This is a genomic window from Nostoc sphaeroides (assembly GCF_003443655.1).
Lineage (GTDB): Bacteria > Cyanobacteriota > Cyanobacteriia > Cyanobacteriales > Nostocaceae > Nostoc > Nostoc sphaeroides.
Map to the genome: position 1 here is coordinate 3,017,797 of NZ_CP031941.1, position 21,188 is coordinate 3,038,984.

General features: G+C 41.5%; 17 protein-coding genes and 1 pseudogene. 5 read left to right on the top strand and 13 right to left on the bottom strand.

The genetic code is table 11. The features are described 5' to 3' along the window. Nucleotides 1-94 precede the first annotated feature (94 nt). Nucleotides 95-904, top strand: coding sequence for a DUF3598 family protein (locus D1367_RS13335; RefSeq protein WP_118166880.1), 810 nt, complete (start codon nt 95-97; stop codon nt 902-904). A 646-nt stretch (nt 905-1,550) separates the two neighbouring features. On the opposite strand, the gene aat is transcribed toward D1367_RS13335, so the two are convergent. Next, entirely contained in the window at nt 1,551-2,126 is a 576-nt protein-coding gene (gene aat / locus D1367_RS13340; RefSeq protein WP_118166881.1) for a leucyl/phenylalanyl-tRNA--protein transferase, read from the bottom strand. A gap of 107 nt (nt 2,127-2,233) precedes the next feature. On the opposite strand from aat, the gene D1367_RS13345 reads away from it, so the two are divergent. Then, nucleotides 2,234-2,563: a hypothetical protein gene (locus D1367_RS13345; protein ID WP_012410384.1), complete on the top strand. Its 330-nt coding sequence runs from the start codon at nt 2,234-2,236 to the stop codon at nt 2,561-2,563. Between the two features lie 107 nt (nt 2,564-2,670). Here D1367_RS13345 and rpsN read toward each other — a convergent pair whose 3' ends face one another. The 5 genes from rpsN to D1367_RS13370 form a co-directional block, all read right to left on the bottom strand. Then, the gene (gene rpsN, locus D1367_RS13350) at nt 2,671-2,973 is read right to left on the bottom strand and encodes a 30S ribosomal protein S14 (RefSeq protein WP_012410383.1); all 303 of its coding nucleotides are present in this window, start codon (nt 2,971-2,973) and stop codon (nt 2,671-2,673) included. 76 nt (nt 2,974-3,049) lie between these two features. Beyond that, a complete protein-coding gene (gene nth, locus D1367_RS13355; RefSeq protein WP_118166882.1) occupies nt 3,050-3,721 on the bottom strand; it encodes an endonuclease III in 672 nt (223 codons plus the stop codon). Nucleotides 3,722-3,744: 23 nt separating this feature from the next. Continuing rightward, nucleotides 3,745-4,845, bottom strand: a complete 1,101-nt coding sequence (gene rseP, locus D1367_RS13360; RefSeq protein ID WP_118166883.1) for an RIP metalloprotease RseP — start codon at nt 4,843-4,845, stop codon at nt 3,745-3,747. Between the two features lie 296 nt (nt 4,846-5,141). After that, nucleotides 5,142-6,422: a serine--tRNA ligase gene (serS, locus tag D1367_RS13365; RefSeq protein ID WP_118166884.1), complete on the bottom strand. Its 1,281-nt coding sequence runs from the start codon at nt 6,420-6,422 to the stop codon at nt 5,142-5,144. Between the two features lie 175 nt (nt 6,423-6,597). Beyond that, complete coding sequence (locus D1367_RS13370) at nt 6,598-7,176, bottom strand: DUF3611 family protein (RefSeq protein ID WP_118171409.1); 579 nt, start codon at nt 7,174-7,176, stop codon at nt 6,598-6,600. Nucleotides 7,177-7,937: 761 nt separating this feature from the next. On the opposite strand from D1367_RS13370, the gene D1367_RS13375 reads away from it, so the two are divergent. Both D1367_RS13375 and D1367_RS13380 read left to right on the top strand, forming a co-directional pair. After that, the gene (locus D1367_RS13375; protein WP_118166885.1) at nt 7,938-8,285 is read left to right on the top strand and encodes a PadR family transcriptional regulator; all 348 of its coding nucleotides are present in this window, start codon (nt 7,938-7,940) and stop codon (nt 8,283-8,285) included. Between the two features lie 59 nt (nt 8,286-8,344). After that, nucleotides 8,345-8,875 carry a cofactor assembly of complex C subunit B gene (locus D1367_RS13380; protein ID WP_118166886.1) on the top strand — a complete coding sequence of 177 codons (531 nt, stop codon included), beginning with the start codon at nt 8,345-8,347 and terminating at the stop codon, nt 8,873-8,875. Nucleotides 8,876-9,508: 633 nt separating this feature from the next. Here D1367_RS13380 and D1367_RS13385 read toward each other — a convergent pair. After that, nucleotides 9,509-9,826 (bottom strand): DUF3155 domain-containing protein, encoded by a 318-nt coding sequence (locus D1367_RS13385; RefSeq protein WP_041566316.1) that lies wholly within the window; start codon nt 9,824-9,826, stop codon nt 9,509-9,511. 289 nt (nt 9,827-10,115) lie between these two features. On the opposite strand from D1367_RS13385, the gene D1367_RS13390 reads away from it, so the two are divergent. Then, nucleotides 10,116-11,462 (top strand): GAF domain-containing sensor histidine kinase, encoded by a 1,347-nt coding sequence (locus D1367_RS13390; protein ID WP_118166887.1) that lies wholly within the window; start codon nt 10,116-10,118, stop codon nt 11,460-11,462. Nucleotides 11,463-11,531: 69 nt separating this feature from the next. Here the strand turns inward: D1367_RS13390 and D1367_RS13395 are convergent, their stop codons facing one another. The 6 genes and pseudogenes from D1367_RS13395 to psb34 all read right to left on the bottom strand — a co-directional run bounded on the left by D1367_RS13395 (nt 11,532) and on the right by psb34 (nt 20,673). Continuing rightward, entirely contained in the window at nt 11,532-12,773 is a 1,242-nt protein-coding gene (locus D1367_RS13395; protein ID WP_118166888.1) for an S-layer homology domain-containing protein, read from the bottom strand. Between the two features lie 400 nt (nt 12,774-13,173). Continuing rightward, a pseudogene (locus D1367_RS13400) lies at nt 13,174-13,791 on the bottom strand (S-layer homology domain-containing protein); the annotation flags it as partial. A gap of 1,701 nt (nt 13,792-15,492) precedes the next feature. Continuing rightward, nucleotides 15,493-16,212, bottom strand: a complete 720-nt coding sequence (locus D1367_RS13410) for a conjugal transfer protein TrbI (RefSeq protein WP_118166889.1) — start codon at nt 16,210-16,212, stop codon at nt 15,493-15,495. 527 nt (nt 16,213-16,739) lie between these two features. Continuing rightward, nucleotides 16,740-17,489: a choice-of-anchor K domain-containing protein gene (locus D1367_RS13415; RefSeq protein WP_118166890.1), complete on the bottom strand. Its 750-nt coding sequence runs from the start codon at nt 17,487-17,489 to the stop codon at nt 16,740-16,742. A gap of 525 nt (nt 17,490-18,014) precedes the next feature. After that, nucleotides 18,015-20,225: a tetratricopeptide repeat protein gene (locus D1367_RS13420; protein ID WP_118166891.1), complete on the bottom strand. Its 2,211-nt coding sequence runs from the start codon at nt 20,223-20,225 to the stop codon at nt 18,015-18,017. A gap of 268 nt (nt 20,226-20,493) precedes the next feature. Continuing rightward, the gene (gene psb34, locus D1367_RS13425) at nt 20,494-20,673 is read right to left on the bottom strand and encodes a photosystem II assembly protein Psb34 (protein ID WP_118166892.1); all 180 of its coding nucleotides are present in this window, start codon (nt 20,671-20,673) and stop codon (nt 20,494-20,496) included. Nucleotides 20,674-21,188: the final 515 nt, after the last annotated feature.

Consider the following 21,188-nt stretch of genomic DNA (forward strand, 5'->3'; position numbering starts at 1 on the left):
GAAGTTTTGCTTGAACGAATATGAAATTAAACCTATATATCAACTTAACAGGGCTAATCAATGACCAATCACCAATGACAAATGACAAAAACTTATGAAATCACAATGGGAATGTTTTCTGCAAAATCTCGGTGTATGGGAAGGTTCATTTACCAACTTTTCTCCCGAAGGTACACTTCTGACTGATACTCCTAGCTATCTTTCTCTAGAAGGTTTAAACAATAACCAGACAGTACGCCTAACTCTGAGGCGTTCGGGAGGAGATGATCTAATTAGAGAATATAGTTCTGTGGGAGGGGGTCTACTGTTTTTTGAAAATGGTTCATTTTCTGAAGGTTTAATTCAGCTAGGGCCATTTTCCGAATTCGGTGCAGAACTCGCTTTTGTTCATGAAAATCGCCGCTTGCGTCTAGTGCAACTGTTTGATAAGACTGGTAATCTAAGTAGACTAGTTCTAATTCGAGAGCATCTAGCCAGAACCCCAGTAACAGAACGTCCACCTTTGCAGATAAATGATTTGTTGGGTGAATGGCAAGGACAAGCAGTAACTATATATCGAGATTTGCGATCGCCTGATATTTACTCTACAACTTTGAAAATACAACTTGATGATACTGGGCGATTAATTCAAAGTACCTCTTTTGGGGAACGTACAATTACCTCAACTGCTACCATCAAAGGTTCTATCGTTCTCTTTGACCAAGATCCCCAAAAGCAAATACAAGTATTATTGTTACCTGATGGCGCTTCTGCAACTTCTCCGCTAAAGGTGCAATTACGTCAACCCTTATTTTTGGAAGCGGGTTGGTTAATTCAGCCAAACCTGCGCCAGAGGATGATTCGCAGCTATGACGATAAAGGCGAATGGGCTAGTCTGACATTAGTTACTGAAGAAAAAGTGTAAGGGATTTGAGAGTGCGATCGCTTAATTAGGGCTTGCTGAATGAAGGTGTAATTTAGTCCAGGCAAGGGTTTCAAGCTTTTTTCTCCCAAATAAGTGCAAGGCTATGATATCTAGAGTCTCAAAACCCTTGCACAATCATTAGCGATCGCTGGGTAAATATTGGAAACTGAGCAACGAAACAACCATTTTGTAACCTGTGTGGCTTCTAGATTCGCTTTAGAGACTTATTCAGCAAACCCTAATTACTCATCTGCTAACCATTTTTGGTAGTTGCAACTCATCAGGAGTTTTGAAGGAAATCCTTGAGACTTCCCCCATCAAAAATGAAGATGGAGTGCCTTTAATGCCTATAATGCCAGTTTCTAAGTTTACAGCAATGCTGCGACGGTATAAGGCAATACCGTTCAGTTAAGCCCAAAAACCTTGGTAAAGACGCGAAATTTCGCGTCTCTACAGGTTTAAAATCAGTACCACAAATCCTTAACTGAACTGTATTGCGGTATAAGGAATTTCTTTAATAACGATGTATATAGCGGTTTCCATTCAGATGCGGTACAACATTATATCGCTAGGTGTAGGGGCACGGCAGTGCCGTGCCCTTACGGGTGTACCTAACTAGGTCGAGAAACGCTATAACTGTTATTTTTTATCCGAAATAACAGTTATATTGCAACGCTTGCTGAAGTAGCATTTGATATTCATCATCCTCAACCCGATAAGCCCCAAACCTCTCCAAATGCGGATTCATCATTTGGGCATCAAAAAACACAAATTTCCTCTGACGCAACCTTTCCACCAACTTTACCATCGCTACCTTCGAGCCTTCAGGAATCCGGTAAAACATCGACTCTCCAATGAAAGCCCCACCAATAACAATCCCTAAAATTCCCCCAGCTAATTCGTCACCCTGCCAAGTTTCAAAACTAAAAGCATAACCACTCTGGTAAAGTAGCCAGTAAATCTTTTGCAATTCCGGTGAAATCCAAGTTGTTTCTCTGTCAGCACACCCAGCCACCACAGCTTGAAAGTCTCGATTAATAGCCACACTAAAACGCTCTTGATTCAGGACACGCTGCAAAGACTTAGGGTAGCGAAACCGTTCATCCAAAGGAATAAAAGTCCGATCGCGACTTGCATACCAACTCAGGCGATCGCTATCATCAGCCATGAGAAAATAGCCTTGTGCATAACCCTCAACAATAGCCGCGATATCATATTCCATAAATAAATATAAAAAAACACTCTTAAAAACGCCATTTGATCCTATCAATCATCCTCAGCGTTCCTCTGCGTTTTCCTTTGCGTCCCTCTGCGTTTAAAATAAAAAAAATGACTCAACCAATTCCCCCCATTACCCTACCACCGCCTGAAAACCCTCTCCTCGAAGGTGAATGGTTACGAGAACGCTTACAACGGTGGCTAGATACAGAATTTATCCCCGAAGCAGTCAACCAAAATATTGCCCAACGAGCCGCCCAGATTTTTGTGCGTCAACGGATGGAAGGAGAAAACGACCTTGGTTCTCTGGTAATTGCCATTGTCACAGAGATGCAGTCCTATGATTTTTCCAATAGCTTTTACGGAGAGTTTGCGATCGCTAACGCCGTCAGCGATCTACTCTTAGAAAGTCTGGGAATTGATAAGTGTTGTGGTCAATAATAAATAGTTAGGAGTAGAGACGCGATTAATCGCGTCTGTACAGGAGTTAGGAGTTAGGTTTGTCTCAATTAATAACTCATCACTCATAACTCATCACTCATAACTTTTTACCAGCTAGACTTAACAACTCCAGGCAATAGACCTTCATGCGCCCATTCTCTCAGCACGTTCCGAGACAGTCCAAAATCGCGGTAAACACCTCTAGAACGACCAGTCAACCAGCAACGGTTGCGGTGACGAGTGGGCGCACTATTCCGGGGTAGCTGTTGAATCTTCCGGTGGATTTCCAACTTATCTAGGGGAGATGCTGCACTTCTGAACTCTTCCAAAAGAGCTTCCCGCTTGTCAGCATACTTTTCTATCAACCTGGTGCGCTTTTTCTCGCGCTCAATCATGCTCTTTTTTGCCATATATTCTCTAACTTATTTAAAGACACCGTTTTCCATTCTACAGTCTCTCCATCAATTCTGGGGTTACTTGTGTCGCTTACCCTGCAACCACTGGCTTATTCGCAGCAGGACATAAATCAGCAAGTTCACAAGCAATGCAGACGGGAGAACGTGCTTTACAAATAGCACGACCGTGATAAATCAGCCGAATTGACCAATTTTCCCAATCAGGCTGAGGCAATAAACCCATTAAATCTTGCTCAATCCGAACGGGGTCTTTTGCTTGGGTTAAACCCAAACGTTCGCTAAGGCGCTTAACGTGAGTATCTACCGTCACTCCAACGTTAATGCCATAACCATGACCCAAGACTACATTTGCTGTCTTCCGCGCCACACCTGGAAGCTTTAATAATTGCTCCATTTGGTTAGGCACAACAGAGTCAAATTCGCTAACAATCATTCGACAGGCAGCTTGAATGTTCTTGGCTTTATTGCGATAAAACCCTGTTGAACGTACCAAGCTTTCTAATTCTACCAAGTCAGCGATCGCTAAACTCTCAGCATCAGGAAACCGATCAAATAAAGCTGGTGTTACCTTATTTACCCGCTCATCAGTACACTGAGCCGAGAGAATCGTTGCCACCAACAATTGTACTGGCGTTGAGTAGTTCAAAGAGCAAGTAGCATCTGGATAAAGACGCTTCAGACGAGCTAAAATTTCTATCGCCCTTTGCTTTAAAGATAAAACTTCCTTTTCCCTATTCCCCACTCCCTACTCCCCACTCTTTATTTTCACTGAAACAATCTTTGCACCCACTCCAATTGACTAGTTAATTGAGTAGTTTCTTTGACTATCAGAAAAATTCCTAACCCTAACAGTAATACCAAACCGGTTTGCATTACACCTTCTTGAATCCGGGCTGGTACAGGCTTACCGCGTAAACCTTCAATCAGCAGAAAAGCAAGTTGTCCACCATCCAAAGCTGGTAAAGGCAAAATATTGATAATAGCCAAGTTAATGCTGATAATTGCGGCAAAAGACAACAAGTTTACGCTATTGTCCTCAGCTAACTTTGCACCGATTTTGACAATATTAACTGGCCCAGAGACTTGTCCAGCAGTTTGTTGAAAGTTGGTAATCAACTGTCCAAAACCGCTAAGTGTACCAACAAATAATTGTTGAAACCTGTTAGCAGCAAGACCAAAAATTTCAAAAGGACTATTAGGGCGGCGATAAACTGCTGTAGCATTTGGACTAAGTGCCACACCAACTACACCTTTGCCATCGGCTCCCAATTTTGGCGTTAATTTCAGGGTTTGTTGTTGGTTGTCACGCAAAATTTTCAATTCGATTTGCTGATTGGGATGAGTTTGAATTTCTTTTGTCAGCAACGGAGTGGATTTTTCAGAAGCCGGGAGTTCTTCACCGTTAACAGCCAGAATAATATCTCCTTCCCGAATTCCTGCTTGATAGGCAACAGATTCTTGATTAACAGGCTGTACGGCTACACCAGCTTTATAATTTAATTCTTTGGGAATGCCGACGATACCCAATTGCAGAACCAACACCAAATAGGCAAATATTAAATTTGCGATTACTCCAGCACTGATAACGATCGCCCTGTCTAAAACTGGACGGTTACGCAGTAGATTTGGGTCATTGGGTGGAACATCGCTATCGGGGTCATCATCGGGAAAGCCCACAAAGCCGCCCAAGGGAAAGGCGCGGACAGCATATTCGGTTTGCTTTCCTTGATACTTAAGAAGAACTGGGCCAAAACCCAAAGAAAAGCGGTTAACGAGAATGCCTTGAGAACGGGCTGCAACAAAATGTCCCAACTCGTGTACCAAAATCAAAACAGCCAAAACTGCGATCGCTGCTAAAACTGACATAGAGTAAATTAGTGAAAATATTAAGCTATAGTTATCTCCATTCTAATTGGGCATTGGGCGTTGGGCGTTGGGCATTGGGCATTAGTCATAGTTCGATTTTTCGTATCTGGTTCTAACATCTAAAGCTAGTAGTGGCGTGACGAGGCTAAATTGTTGCAAAAAAAATTGTAGGTTGGGTTGAGGAACGAAACCCAACATTGATCAAAGTGTTGGGTTTCGCGTTGCTCAACCCAACCTACTAGCTAATTGGGCATTGGGCATTGGTAAAAGACAAAGAACTAATGACTAATGACTAATTACAATACTTCCCGTCCCAAGTAAGGTTGCAGCGCTTCTGGTATGCTTACTGTCCCATCAGGTTGTTGATAATTCTCCAAAATTGCTGCCATAGTCCGTCCCACAGCCAAACCCGAACCATTGAGGGTATGTACGAACTGAGTGCCTTTCTTCCCCGCCTCTTTGAAACGAATATCAGCCCGTCGCGCCTGGAAATCTATAGTATTGGAACAGCTAGAAATTTCGCGGTATTTGCCAGAAGAGGGCAACCAAACCTCTAAATCATAAGTTTTGGTAGAGGCAAATCCTAAATCTCCAGTACTTAAATTTACTACTCGGTAAGGCAACTTCAACGCCTGTAAAATTGCTTCTGCATTCCCCACCAATTTCTCCAGTTCATCAAAAGATGTACTGGGTTCGACAAATTTCACCATTTCCACCTTATTGAACTGATGCAGGCGAATTAAACCCCGCATATCGCGCCCATAGCTACCAGCTTCGCGGCGAAAACAGGGAGTAAAAGCACAGTGGTAGATAGGCAAGTTTTCAGCAGCGAGAATTTCACCCCGGTAGAGATTTGTAACTGGAACCTCCGCCGTAGGAATCAGCCACAAGTCGTCATCAGCGCATTTAAAGCTTTCTTCCGCAAACTTGGGTAACTGACCGGTCGCCGTCAAAGACTCGGTATTCACTAACAGAGGCGGACTGACTTCCACATAACCAGCTTGAGTATGGAGAGACAGCATAAATTGAATTAATGCCCTCTCCAATGCCGCACCAGCGCCCATCAAAGTCACAAAGCGACTTTGGGCAACTTTTACAGCCCGTTCAACATTGAGAATACCCAGCTTTTCGCCAATTTCCCAGTGAGGGAGAATATTCAGATTTTGGGGAATGTACTCATCACCCCAACGCCGCACTTCTACGTTATCTTCCTCATTTTTACCAAGGGGTGTAGAGTCGCTTGGTAAGTTGGGAAGTGCCAACACAAGTTGGGCAATTTCAGCTTTGAGGTTTTTTTCCTGGGGTTCCAGTTCGCTCAATGTAGCTTTGACAGAGTTCCCTTCATCCCGCAAAGCCTGAATTTCTGGGTCTTGAGGATTTATCCCAGATTTAATCTTTTGCCCGACAATTTTACCAATTTCGTTGCTACGAGCTTGGAGTTGACTGCGCGTTCCCTCAAGTTCCCGTTGTTGCCGATCTAACTCTAAAATCGGTTCAATGTCGTATTTACCACTACGACTATTCAATCGTTCTTGAACTAATTGCGGATTTTCCCGTATTTGCTTGATATCCAGCACAGATTTTTCTCAGTTTTTAGCCTATTATCTACCTGCCAACACATCAGCATATACTGATTTTGGCTTGCCATGAGCAGAAAAGCAAACATAAAAATTTTGCCCTGCCAATCTTGCCAGGGCTAGAAAAATTTAAAATCCAAAATTTAAAATCCAAAATTTGGTATTACTCCCCTTTCTAAGGACGGTTAATGCGATTGAGCAACCAAAGCGATGCAATAACCCCTGCAAAATGCGCTGAGACGGTGTTGGTGTTTGCCTGTACCACAAGCATATCTAGACCGCTAATAATTCGGGTGGGGTCAAAAAATTGCGTAGTTATAGCTTGAGGAGAAATGGATCTTGCTACTAGTGTACCAACGATCGCTTGCGCACCCAAAAGAGTTACCAGCGTTCCCCCTAAATTCACCCACAGCCCTAAGCGTAATACTTGCACAGTCTCGCTTTTCCGAGGGCGGTTGCTGGGATTGGAGGATTCCAATTGCTTGCCAATTCTAGTGTAACGGTAAGCTAAATAAATCCCTCCACCCAAAATAACCAGTCCACAAACTGCTAAAAATACACCAAAGCCAGTCCCAGGATTATTACTAGGACTGCCAGTTCTTTGATTAAAGATGGCGAATAGCAGCACAATTATGCTAGAAACAACGCCTAGTACTAACTGAATCCAGAAGCTAATCCAACCTGTAAGGCGAAAAGTTTGGGCAATTGCCCGGAGAGTTGAGGAAGATGATGGAGCATCGGGAGTTTGTGACATAGACTGAACCAATGTGCTGGGCGCTTGATTAAAGGACACGGGGAAAAGGGGACACGAAGAGTTATTTACCCGCGTCAGAGCGTTTCTTCTTCTTCTTTCTGACTTTTTACGGTATTTAGAAAACCTCACTTCTATTTCTCTCTCCTAGAAGGAGAGAGACTTTGAATTTTTCCCCCTTCCCGTGTCGGGAAGGGGGTTAGGTTTTTCCATATAACGCGAAAATCAGGTCTTCTTTGATAAATTTACTATCACAATTGCCATAACAGACAAGAGATTCTCTGATGGAGGAAATCAGTAATGGTTACTGCTTAAGTGTTTTCACTGCAGTAGCAGCTTTAACCCAGACATATCCCTTAGCGTAAGCTTTCAGAATTCGCATTGGGAAAATCACTGTAAAACAAAGTGTTTATTAACATTTACAGACAAAATAGCATTTTACCTGTAAAATTTCTTCGATGGCATTTTATTGCCTAAGCAGTTCTGACTAGCTCGGCATCACTTAACACCTAGATAGTGACTTTGCCAGTGTCTGTTCGCTCCTCACCAGCCGTATCGAGCTTGAGTAGGGATACACTACTTTGTGCCCCTAAAACTCGCAAAGTCCCACAACTTCACAGGCGTGGGTAATTATTTCCTATTTACGCAATGGATATCTAGTCTAAGTAGCTTTATATATATTACTCATTTAGTAGTAGCACTATATACTGGCTACGACGATTGTAGACTCTACCCTAAGGCATTTTTTTAGCCATTCACTAACCATGAAACTTGAGGATATATATCAATTCTTTGAGAATCCTCCGCCAACTTACCTTTGTCAGGAAGTAGCAGTTTGTTACATACTGTCTGTTTTGTTACAAGGTGAATCTTACGGAACCGAGTTGATTGAGCAATTAGAAACTGAATATCCAACCTATAGGCTTTCGGATACCGTACTTTATAGTGCAATCAAATTTCTGGAAGACGAAAGGGCTATCACTGGATATTGGAAGAAACTCGAAGGACGAGGACGCCCCAGGCGAATGTACCAAGTTTCTCCAGAATGGCAAGGTCAAGCGCAGGACTTAGCTTTTCAATGGCTTGACTACATCAATAGGAGGACAAAGTAACGAATAATGAATAATTGATAATGAATAAGTCTCCTCCAGTCAAACAGTAACAATTAGTTATGGATACTGCTATTCTGCCATCTACGTTCCTGCTAACCTTGTTGTTATCAGTTGGGCTGTTTTTCTTTATTCGTGCCTCGACTAAAGACCGCATAGAAACAGCGCAACTGGTATCTGAGCAAGACGAAGCTGCTTTAATGTCTCAATTAAAAGAGTATTTTCGCTCGCGGTCTTACCGAGTAGCAGAGGTAGACCGAGAACAAAATAAAGTGACTTTTGAAGGTAATGTTCGCCCCAGTTGGTTTTTAGCTATATTTTTAACTCTGCTGGCAGCGACTGGTATTGTCTGTCTATCACTAGTCGTGTACCTGCTTTTTCCTAACCTCAGTACCTTTGTTCTGCCTATGGTACTGCTGTCGCCTTTGACTGGTCTATTTTATTGGAAAAAATCTGGAAGACTTGAGAAGGTGTCGCTCAAAGTAGAAACAACTCAGAGCAAACAAACCTCCTCAAGTAAGATCACTGTAGTTGCCCATCGAGATGAACTCAGTGAGTTACAGAGGATTCTACAGCTCAAGGCTGGTGAATAATTGTTGGTTTTTATGACCATCTCTTAACTATGATATGCAGAGTTCTGACCCGATCTACTCTTTAGGCAATGGAAAGTAGGAAGGAGGAAATCAAGACTTCTGCTTTGTCAATTTTCCCCACGACATAAGTAGTGGGGAAAAATTTAAATTCATTAACTTAAATTTGTTGACAGAGCAAGGTTTAACAATTTACGGCATAAAATCGCAACTTCACTAGCGCTTTTGGAGGCGCTTGGCTCTATACCCACTCCCTTCTGCATTTTCAAAATACTATCAACCCATGCAATCTAGCGTGGGGGACTTCCAAGTAAAAAAATATTCCATTGCTATTGTTCACTGTTGACCGTTGACGGTTCAGGAGTTTTCAGTCAACAGTCAACAGTCAACAGTCAACAGTCAACAGTCAACAGTCAACAGTCAACAGTCAACAGTCAACAACTTTAATGTGGAATAATTTATTTTTTGGAGTTCCCCGTGGTTTGACACAAGTTGATTTTCCAACTACCTGGACTAGCCTTAAAAAGCAAATCAGCTCCAAACTAAAAAAAAATTAAATTTTGCATAAACTTAGCAATTTTGCCAGTTAATGATAGTCAGGAGCCACATTCAATGCGTAAGATGACCGTTTATGGTTCACCGACTAGCTAAAGCAAGAGGTTCTTGACCTGGTGAAGGTTCTAACACCCTCAAGCTAGGAAACAAGAAATGGTTTTCCTCTACGTATTGAGCACCAAAGAGTCCCTTTTCTGCCCAGAAATAACGGTCTGTGGTGTGTTCATTTCGCTTTACGAGTAGCAACGCAGGTGGCAAAATACCTTCAGCTTGAATGAATCTTCTCGCTGCTGTCACAGGTTTTTCTTCGCCACTTTCGATGCTATATTGAGGCACATGTTCCAAAATTCGCCGTCCTTCCTGACGACGACGACTCTTCCTTTTGCGTCTCCTTGCCAATCTATTGTCCTCCTCTTTCAAGCTATAGATTGTAGTGATAGCTACAAAATCCGTCGTCATTATATAGGTTATAGTTCAAAATATCAATAGTTTTTAACCTTTTAATTTAAGAAAATTAATATCTTTGGAGATAGAGAAAACAAAACTACCATTCCGATATAATCCCTTAGTACAAACCTTTCATGTAAAAGATTTTAGTTAAGCTTTATTAAATGGGTGAGGTAAAAACTAAGTATCCTCTCTTAATCATGATGCCTCAAAATCTGTAATATTGAGCAAAAGCTAAAAAATGTTAATGTCTGCCAGTTCCGATTTTATTGCTCTATGTCGAGAGCAAATAGCGCTACTAACCCAAGGGCTGGGAGCAACAATAAGTATTGTGTACCTAACACAAGAATTGGTAGAAACTCCTTCAGGCGATGCAAAACTTATTCCTGTGGTAATTTACCCGGAAACAGCATTATTATCACCAGGAGAGGAGAATGCTGAAGCGACAGTACACAAGCAGCTTCAAGTTGAAAATGTGTTTATACTACCCAATCATCAGAGAAGGTTATTGACAGCAGGATCAGAATCTCCAACGTCGTCACCGGAGTCTGAGATACCAGATGCGTCAAGGCCCCATCTAAAAGAGGAATACCTATTTAGTGGCAACCAAATTGTTTTACCTCTGGTTTATGAGGGTGTGATGATGGGGTTACTAGTGACGGGTAGGAAAGATCGCGGATGGAATGAACACGAGGAAAGTCAGATTCAACGGATAGCCCAAACATTGGCGATCGCTTGTATTTTAGATCAACGGCGAGCATGGTTTGAGCAGCAGTTGCGTGAGCAACAAATTCTCCAAGAAAAACAGCGAGATTTGCTGGATAATCTGTTGCATCAGTTTCGTAACCCTTTAACGGCGTTGCGAACTTTTGGTAAACTGCTATTGAAAAGGCTTAGACCAGCAGACACCAACCGAAATGTGGCAAATAGTATTGTGCGGGAAAGCGATCGCCTCCAAGAATTGCTGCAACAATTTGATCAAGTAATTGACTTAACGGGGGCGGATTTAGCACCGCTACATCTCCCCAAAGAAGTATTTGTGGAAGCAACTATCCAAAAAGACGCTAAACCGCCGTTATTATTGCCGGGAACGGGAGACAAGGCAGTTGACTGCTCATTAGCAGATATATTAGAACCATTATTAATATCAGCCAAAGCGATCGCACAAGAGCGAAAGCTAAAACTAATAACTGAAATTCAACAGAATTCACCCCTAGTACGTGCAAATGTCAAGGCATTACGAGAGGTGTTAACTAATATTATTGATAATGCTTTGAAATATACTCCCACTGGGGGCAAAATTTTGATTCAGGCGGGACAAGAAAAGGCTAATTTTCAGGGAATTGTCATTAGTGACAACGGGCCTGGGATTCCGCCCCAAGATTTAGAGCATCTTGGAGAACGGCATTATCGAGGTGTACAAGCGCAAACAGAAATCCCCGGTACAGGTTTGGGGATAGCGATCGCTAAACAATTAATAGAGCAAATGCAGGGCAAAATAGAGGTTTTTAGCCCTGCAATCAACTCTAAGCTAACTTCACCCGATGCGCCAGGGACTACATTTATTATTTGGTTACCGGAAGTTTAGGATTTGTCCTTTGTCATTTGTCCAAAGTCCAATTGTAAAGACTAATGACTAATGACCAATGACCAATGACTATCTTACTGAAACCAACAGATTTTGATTGATTGTCATTTGTAAATCGGTATCCGGGTCAATGGCGATTAAGTCAACACTATTTCTGCCGAAGAACAGACCAACCAACGCACCGATACCAGCGCCACCCAAGACTTCTTCTGTGGCAATGGCGCGATCGCCTGTGACGGCAGATACCGCAGTTGCTGCACCTGCGCCCAATACAGTATTCTTGATAATTGAACCAGTACTAGTACCTTTGTTGACGGTTTCAGTTTTGGTAATCACGTCTGAAGTAGCGTTAAGCTGATACTCTTGACCATTGGTCAAAACCAGTTTCTCGGCAACGAATTGAGAACCACCTGTAGCTGGTTTGAGTTGACCAATCACCTGACTACCAGCCGGAATCACTACAGCACCTTCTTGCGTAACCACGTTTTGGGAGACTGTCAATGTTAAAGGTGCTGTTTCATCCTTTGTAACCAGAATTTTTTCTGCCTTGTCATACTTGACAGGAATAGCAGTCCCTTGAGGAATTGTGACTGATACAGGTGTGGGGGTAGTAGAACCGACAGCCACGACATAAGGCGAGTTAATCGCTGAGGCTTGATTAGAACTAACCAACGCTTGGTAGATAAAAGCTGCTACCTGGGCGCGAGTGGCGGTTGCAGTTGGATTCAGGAATTTCACATTAGGATAATTTACCACAATTTGCTTCTCTGTTGCTGCTGCGATGGGGCTACGGGCATAGCTAGCGATGTTAGAAGCATCGTTGAAGTATTGCAAAGTACTTTCGGTATTACCGCTAGGATTATATTCCAGACCATTGGCGAGGGCAACTAAAACCTGCTGGCGGGGAATAGCTTGGTTAGGCTCAAAACGATTTCCAGGATAACCAGATAAGAAACCAATGGTATAGGCTTGTTGAATAGCGCTGGATGCCCAATAGTTGCTGGGCACATCAGCAAAATTGATTGCCTGCCGTTGCGCTGGTTTTTGGAAAGCTTTGTTGACCATAGCGGCAAATTGAGCGCGTGTCACCGCTTCTTCAGGGCGGAAACTACCATCAGGAAATCCGGCAATTACACCTCGCCCTGACAATTGTTGAATAAATTGTGCTGCCCAATAGTTAGATGAAACATCAGAAAAAGTAGTTTGAGCAAAAGATGGTGAAGCTGTAATGAAAGGCGCTACAGTACCGACTGTGACGCTTAAAGCCATGAGTGCTGCTGTTCCAGATTGCAAACGATTTAAAGTAAACATTAATCTTTAATCCTGCCACAATTAGTTTTTTTAGTGTTAATTAATTAGACCTTTGCTGAAGTATTAGGTTCCCAATTATTTCTGCTTTTTGTAAAAACCATTACTTCCGACATACAATAAAATTAGATACTCAAAATTAGAAAATCTCTGTCAACAGAGCTAGGAAGAGGTAATAGTGTAATCAGTCTTTTACCAATTAACGCTATTAAATAAGTATTTTAAAAAATATGAATACTTAGTGAGACGATACAGGGATAGAATAGTTGCCAGAAAAGAGATTTTTTAGGGTTAAAAATGAAGGCGATCGCACACTATAGTTAAAGTGGCGATCGCCTATCAGGGATGATTAAAGTCACAACTTGAATTTAGTTACCACATAAGGCAATTAATTACTGGGGTTTGACACGACATAAGGCGAGTTAATTGCTGGGGCTTGATTAGAACTAACCAGTGCTTGGTAGATAAAAGCTGCTACCTGGGCGCGAGTAGCAGTTGCGGTTGGATTCAGGGACTTCACATTCGGATAGTTCACTACAATTTGTTTTTCAGTTGCTGCTGCGATGGGGCTACGGGCGTAGCTAGCGATTTTAGAAGCATCGTTGAAATACCTCAGAGTACTTTCGTTATTGCCACCAGAACTATATCCCAGACCGTTGGCGAGGGAAACCAAAACCTGCTGGCGGGGAATAGCCTGGTTTGGCTCAAAACGATTTCCAGGATAACCAGATAAGAAACCAATGGTATAGGCTTGTTGAATAGCGCTGGATGCCCAATAGTTGCTGGGCACATCAGCAAAATTGATTGCCTGCCGTTGCGCTGGTTTTTGGAAAGCTTTGTTGACCATAGCGGCAAATTGAGCGCGTGTCACCGCTTCTTCAGGGCGGAAACTACCATCAGGAAATCCGGCAATTACACCTCGCCCTGACAATTGTTGAATAAATTGTGCTGCCCAATAGTTAGATGAAACATCAGAAAAAGCAGTAGTTTGAGCCGAAGGTGAAGCAGTAGTTTGAGCCAAAGATGTCGAGGAGCATCCCACTTGGATGGGTTTGCTTTGCAAAGTATAAGTCATTGGCTCACAAACTAAACTTGCCGACTTAGACTCTACATTAGTCCGCGTTGGCGGATTTTGTTTATCTAGCTTTGATTTCCAATTGCTAAATATTCTTTCTATAGTGGGATGCTTACTTAAAAACTCTGAATCTGCAACAACATCGTTAGGGCCCTTAACAGCAATTTTAGAACTATTGAGGTAGATATTATAGTCATAAGTAACGTTTTTATTTCTAAAATTGCTGTTAACAACCTTACCGGGGAAAGCATAGAGAATATTCCTTAATATTCTGACATTCGATGAATTATTAGCAAATATTTGCCCATCTTTAATTTCTGGACTCTGATTATTTAAAACAGCAGTGTTATTGACAATATCAATATGCTCACTTATAAATGTATGAATGCCGGAACCACCATTATTAAATGTAAGATTGTTTTTAACTAAAGTACGTCCTGTATATGCACTTAATTTTAAGTTCTTCTGTTTATTTGTTGAACTATCGATAATGATGCCATTCCCATCTGTGATCTTTCCGACTGCGATCCAAGGGATGTACATGCGATTGTTGTAGCTTTTGTTGTTAGTCACGAACATCTTGTATCCCCGGTTATTGTCAGAATTCCAATTGTTCAACATTGAAATGCCACTGTTACCATAAACGCTATACCAGGCATTATTGAACACCACGTTATTATCTATTGTCACATAGTCGGATTGCGACGTTCCAATGCCTCCTCCTCCACAATCGTGTACCTTGTTGTTGACAATACGTAGATGGTGACTACGACCATTTTTTCCTGCATTTACGCTGATACAGTTTCCACTCGTCAGTGGGTTTCGTCTGTTATTCTTCTGACTCATCGCATAATCAAGGGTGATATTGGCATTGTTCCCTATGATCTCCAGCCCGTTGATCTCGATATATGAAGCTCCATTTGAAATCAGGATACCATTCCATCCATTGTGCTGAATTTTTGGTAAATGCCCAGAATATGCTTTATACCTAATCCATGCATTTACTTTTCCAGAGCGAGTAATAGATAATACGTTCCCATTTGGACTTGCATTCTTGTACACTCCATTCATAATGAGTACAGTGTCCCCAGGATTAGTCAAGTCTGCCGCCTTTTGAATTGTTCTAAAGGCGGATGAAGTAGAGAGTCCGTTATTTCCGTTGTTTCCACTACCACTAACATAGTATGTTTTCGGTTTTGAATTCGCGCTAATTAGTTCGCGGTTGGATAGGCTGATTTCTTTGTTAGTGGATACTTGGTGGACATTTTTAACTAAAGATTCTTTTATCCTTTCTCCCTGAGTTAAAAGACTTAATACTACGGGAATTCCAAGACATGCACTTATACCGAAACCTTGAATTTCCACAAGAAAAAGCTCCTTTATTGCCACTCTACTATTTAATAAAAATATCAGGATATTACGTAATTTTGAATACTCTTTTGGATATATAAGGAAAGAGAGCTGATTTTCTTAGCTCTCCACATAGCGCAATTATATAAATTGATATTCATTAAGACGATATAGAGGTAGAATTGTTGCTGTTAAATATCATTTTTATTGTTAAAAGTTAAGGCGATCGCACAGTATATTTAAAGTTGCGATCGCCTATTTGGGGTGATTAAAGTCACGACTTGAATTGAGTTAAATCTAGTAGCGAGATACTGGTACTAAATTCAAATTAGAATTCAGTGTGAGCCTCAAGTCTTGTGCGGGTCTAAGAACAAAGGCATTTACTTGTTTTTTCCGCAACAGTACACTTGCTCCGGCACCTGCAGCCCCACCGATAACAGGTTTTAAATCGTCAATTCTGCGGTTACCAGTAACTAGTGAACCTAAAAGACCAGCACCCGCACCGATAGCTGCATCAGTTAAAACCTGACCTGTGCTGGGCCCCTGTGAAACTCTTTGAGTTGTGGTATATGTCCGAGAACTTGCATTAATCGACTGACGCTGACCATTAGAAAATTCTAATTCTTGAGCTACAAACCGCACGCCTTTTCCTTGATTATCATCTGTATCTCTTGAATAACTATCTAGGTCAACAGCTTCTAGTCGTCCATTTACTTTAGTGCCGGCGGGAATCAAGACATTTCTATTTCTGTCGATGATGTCATTGGCTATTCTCAAGGTTAGAGATTTAGTTTCCCCAGGAGCAATAGTAATTGTCTCTTTATCGTAGGTAACAGGTAAAGCAACCCCAGAAGGAATGGTAACGTTTCCGTTTCCATATTGTCCAGTTCTGTCTGGCCCAATTCTGTATTGTGCATTAGCAGGAGCTAAAGTTAACAGTGGGGCGGTGACGCTTGCGGTAACGGCCATTGCCATGAGCGCAGCAGTTCCCGATTTCCATTGATGTATGCGAGTCATAAGTGGGTACTTTGTGTATGTTATGTATCTAATGACGTGGGTTCACTGAGTTTGTTTCTGAAATTTATAAAACCTGTTTATAGGCGCATTCGGAAATATTAAGGTGCTTATATAATGTGGAGTTTGTGTTACAGCTACGCCTATGGAAGATATTGCTCCTTAGAATTTGTATCTTGCTAATGTGCGCCACTAAATAAATGGTGAGATCCTCTCAATATGACGCAAAATTGGTCTAATTGTTTCCAAAGTTGTTTCATTGTTTACGTCCACATATCTACTATTATAACTGTTTAAACTGTTTAACCGAACCTGATATGACTCGCCCCTTGCACGTCTTGCAAGAGCTATTTTGTCAAGTAGTAAAGGTTATTGAGAATAAATTTTGATGCGATCGCAGCAATTCTTGTGCTGGGTTAAAATTTATCAAATATGGAATATGAGTATATGGCGGTTCTCAATTGCATAAAATACAGGAGCCAGTTGTCTGGGGGGGGTTAAAAGAGCAGATGTTTTAAGAGCTAAAGTTCTTAGTGTTTCTTCTCCAGCAATTTTTTACTAGATATCAGGTACATCCCTACCAGCAATATACCCGCTACTGTTGCAGGTTCTGGGATGGTTTTGATTTTGGCATAAATAGCTGTTTTAGTTGTGCCTCCTTCAAGAGCCTCAATACTTATCTGGGGAATGTCTGGATTAAAACCTGTTAGTTCAAGCGTGTATTTATTGCCTTCAAAGGTAAAAGTGGGATTACTCAAGTTTTCGTCTATAAATACAAGGTCTGCATTCTCTTCTTCAGAATTTGTTGCTTCATTAGGTGTATTTACTAGATGCAACTTGAAGTCAAAAACTTGACTGATTCCAACGGGAGCGCTGAAGGATACATTGAGATTTAAAGGTACATCTTCAACGCTTGTACCTTTAACTACCGTTCCATTAAAGTAAGTTAAATCAGCTATTTTGAATACTGAGTTAATGTCAGTTGAAAACGAATTTCCAGTCAAGGTAAGTTTATTTGAGCCTGTTATTCTACACCCACTAGGAGGATTTGAACTTGGTGGACACACATTAGCATCACCCCAAGTAAATATGTTGTTTCCCACACCTGTGTATATGGGATTGGGATTGGTATCGGTGCTTCCTGGACTAGGTTCTCCCCATGTACCAGTAGAGATACCAGAAAAAGTTAGAGCATCTGCTTGGTCAGAGAAACCAAGTGTTGTGGTCGCACCCACAACAAAACTAGATATAGCAGTCGCAAAAACCAAACTTAGTTTCATAACTTAAGTATCCAAATCTCATTCTGGAGCTTTTTAAACTATGTCTCCAGTGTACCTTAGTAAATTTACGGAAGACACACCAATATTTTATTAGATTTTTTATTATAAAATCTTATTTAAGGATTTATATTATTAAGTTAATTTTATATAAAGTTACAATATTTTACCACTTTGTAGTTAGTAAGACGGTAATTGCGTAGGCGTAGCCCGTCGTAGACATTGTTACCTTACTTGGTTCTCTAATTAGTTGTCAAGTCAATATAAAGTTACTCTTTTTAACAAACACTCCCCGCGCTATTGGGACGAATCTGATTCGTTGGTCGAATTCAAGATGATTTAAGTAAGTCGGTGAGAATAAATCAAACTAGATTAAGTAATGTAAAAAATATTGAAACTAGTTTGTAGTGTTCGCGCCGCTCTACTTACTGCGCCGTTCTCCTGTTGTTGATGGTAGAATCCCAATACTTTTTATCCCCTTACTCCCTGCTCCCCTGCCTTTTTTTTCAAGGGTTTTCGGTATATGCTTTATAGCTTTGACAAAATCTCTGGCAACAACTGACTAGGAACTTTAGATAAAGCCAGATTTTGTCCCTGTATGCCTAATTCATTATGAAAAGCACGAATAGTTTTCACTATATAATTAAAGGTTGTTTGATAAGCCTCTGGCTGTTTACTTAATCCGTTTAAGGCTTGCAAATGGTTGTCTAATGCTACTTCTAGGTGTTGAGAACGTGTTGCTTTATCACCATTAAACGACTTATCTATTACTAGCTGATAATGTGCTAGTCCCAGGTTATTATAAGAGGCAAGCAAATCAAAACTTAAAGGAGTACCGCTAAGTGAGTGAGCCAAGGCTATAGCCTCTTCGTAAGCGCTGATACATAGTTGCAGATACTTTTGTCGTGCCTCTTTAGTCGTTTGAGATAGGTTTGCTAGATGCCAGTAGGCAGTACCCAGATTATTTTGTGTAGCGGCGCAGGCACTGGGAACATTAGCTGGAGTGCGATACTTGAGAGCTTCGCTGTAGACATCTATAGCTAGCTGGAGATTTTGGGCAGGTTGTTCGTATTGTGCTAGATTCCAACAGGCGGTGCCGATGTTGTTTTGAATCATGCCATACTTGAGCGGTTCCTGTTCGGGGTTGTAGTGTACAAGTGCTTCGTTGTAAGCTGCGATCGCTTTCTTTAAATGCACAATCGGTTGGTTGTATTGCCCTAGATGCCAGTAAGCAGTACCCAAATTGTTCTGGCAAGCCGCATATTTTAATGAATCCATATCGGCTGTACGGTAGCTAAGTGCTTCGTTGTAAGCTAAAATTGCTTGCTGCCAATTTTCAGATGGGTGAGAAAAACGAGCTAAATCACCATAAGCCGTCCCCAAATTATTTTGCACACGAGCGTAAGTTTCTAGATGTGTCTGGGGCGAAATCATCTTTAACGCCAACTGATAAAATTCTATTGCCTGCTCTATATAAGTTTGTCCCTCCTCAGAATTGGGCGGTGTCCGGTATAGCATCCAGTAGAGTGTACCCAAATCATTCAAGATATCTGGGAGTTGTGGTGAGGCTTCGTTGTAGCTAATTGCCTCCTGATAGGCAATAATTGCCACCATCAGATTTTCTAGGGTTGAATATCCTTGCTCAATGCGAAGGCGGTATAAAGTGCCCAAGCGATGATAAGCTTCTGCAAGTATCTCCCCTGAAACTTCCTTTTGGTGTAATTCTTCAATCTCCAACAAAATCTGCTGCGGTTGCAAGTAATCGTCTGTATTTTGAGCAATATTTGTATTTATTGTTGCTATTACTAGCTCCGTTAACTCGCTACTAATATGAGATAAAGACGACAGCGATTGATTATTGCTCCCACTCCCAGACCTATTAGTAGATTCCTGCTGTTGTGGCGCAGCCTTCAATAAATCTGCTGTTGAGGGCGATTCCTGGGTTTTATGTCCGCCATTCCCTTGTGTTTCTGCCGGAAAATCGGAATGATTCTTCAACTTTAACTCGGTGGCTGCGGTTCTGAGTTCTGCCTGGGTAACTGATTCATCTACTATCGACTGCTCAATATAGCCTAAATCCAAGCTTTTGGGATTAGAAAAACGTTCTGGATAACCCGAATTCTGAGTCGCTGGTGTGGGTTCTCCGGCAAATACAAATACGCCAGTCCGACAACGCCAAAACTGTGGCGCTGATTGCTTGATAGCAGATAACCAAGGACGCGGTATCCACAACAGCAAGTTAGATTCAAAGAATCGGCTAGATTCTTGTACAGAGAAATATTGCTCGCTTAAGCGGAGATGGTGCAAAAATAACCGTTGTGTAGCGACTGGTTGCTTGGTGAGATGCTCCACGCCGACAATTTGAAATGCTGGTACTGGAAAAGGTCTTCCAGGAGTATCTTTTAATGCCCCAACAATTGGCGGTGGATAGTTTGCCAACCATTGATTTATTTGAAGTATGGGATTGGGATCGTTTAAATTCAAACGCAACGTAACTAATCGCGGATAAGCTACAGTGCTATTTTCCTGCGTATTTGATGGCTGAGATAGTACTTGTCCAATAGGATAAGCCAATGTCGAATGCAAACGGGTCGCTATTTTATTTCTCAAGTGTAAATCATCACATACTGCTAAAAAAATTTGTCGTCGTAAGCCAAGACTTAAGGCAAGTTTCAGGCGGTGGTATACTTGCCGATTCCAACTAGAATTATCATTTTGTGCAGTATCATTCACGCTCATGGCGGCTAAAGAGCCAAAACACAGTACATATCTATCACCTTTATGGGCGCATCCAAGTGGGCTAATCTCATCATAGAAATGATTTTTCAGCTAACGTTGTGCTGCTGTGGATAAATTCAGCTTTTCAGGTTTAATAAAATAAAATTAGTATATAATTATACTCTAGTCTCTAATTTAATTTTAACAAAAAATAAAAAAGCAGGCTCCTTTTAATATCGGAACCTGAAAAACTATCAAGAAAATGAAGTTTTATTAAAATATTTTACGATCAGCTGCTCTTAGAAACAAAGAAGGCAACTAGAATCAAGCCGCCAACCAAAACTGTAGCGACTATTCCTAGTAAAAGATAAGTTCGCTTTTGCCCTTCCGAGGGAGGTTCTGCTTGATAAATCTTTGGTTCCCGCGCAAAATTATTCAGAAGGCCGCCTTCTTCGTTTGTATAGGGCATGAATTAATTCCTTTATATTTATTGTTCATTTAATGTTACATAAATGCTAGATCCGCCCTCAAACTGCTAGACAAATCGTTACATTGGGCATTGGGCATTGGGCATTGATTATTCCCCTTGTCTGTCTATTCCCTATGCCCCAATACAGTTCAGTTAAGGCTAAAACCGTTTGTCAAAGTCAATTTTTTAACGAACCGCCAAGGACGCCAAGGACGCAAAGAGAAGGAAGAAATGCTTAACCCAAGCGTATTGCCCTATGCCCCATTCCCCATGCCCCAGATACTGTTGGTCAATTTACTTTCTTGTTAAACCCGCCATCCCTAAAATCATGGTTTTGCGTTGCTTTCCCGCCCTGCAATAAATTGATTGCTCATAGCTAAAGTGCGTTGAAACGCACTGAAATTAAAGAAATTAAGATGGATTGGGGCTGATGGGTTAGAATCCCTACCAATTCGCCAACAGTATCTGCTCCATGCCCCATGCCCCATGCCCCATGCCCCATGCCCCATGCCCCA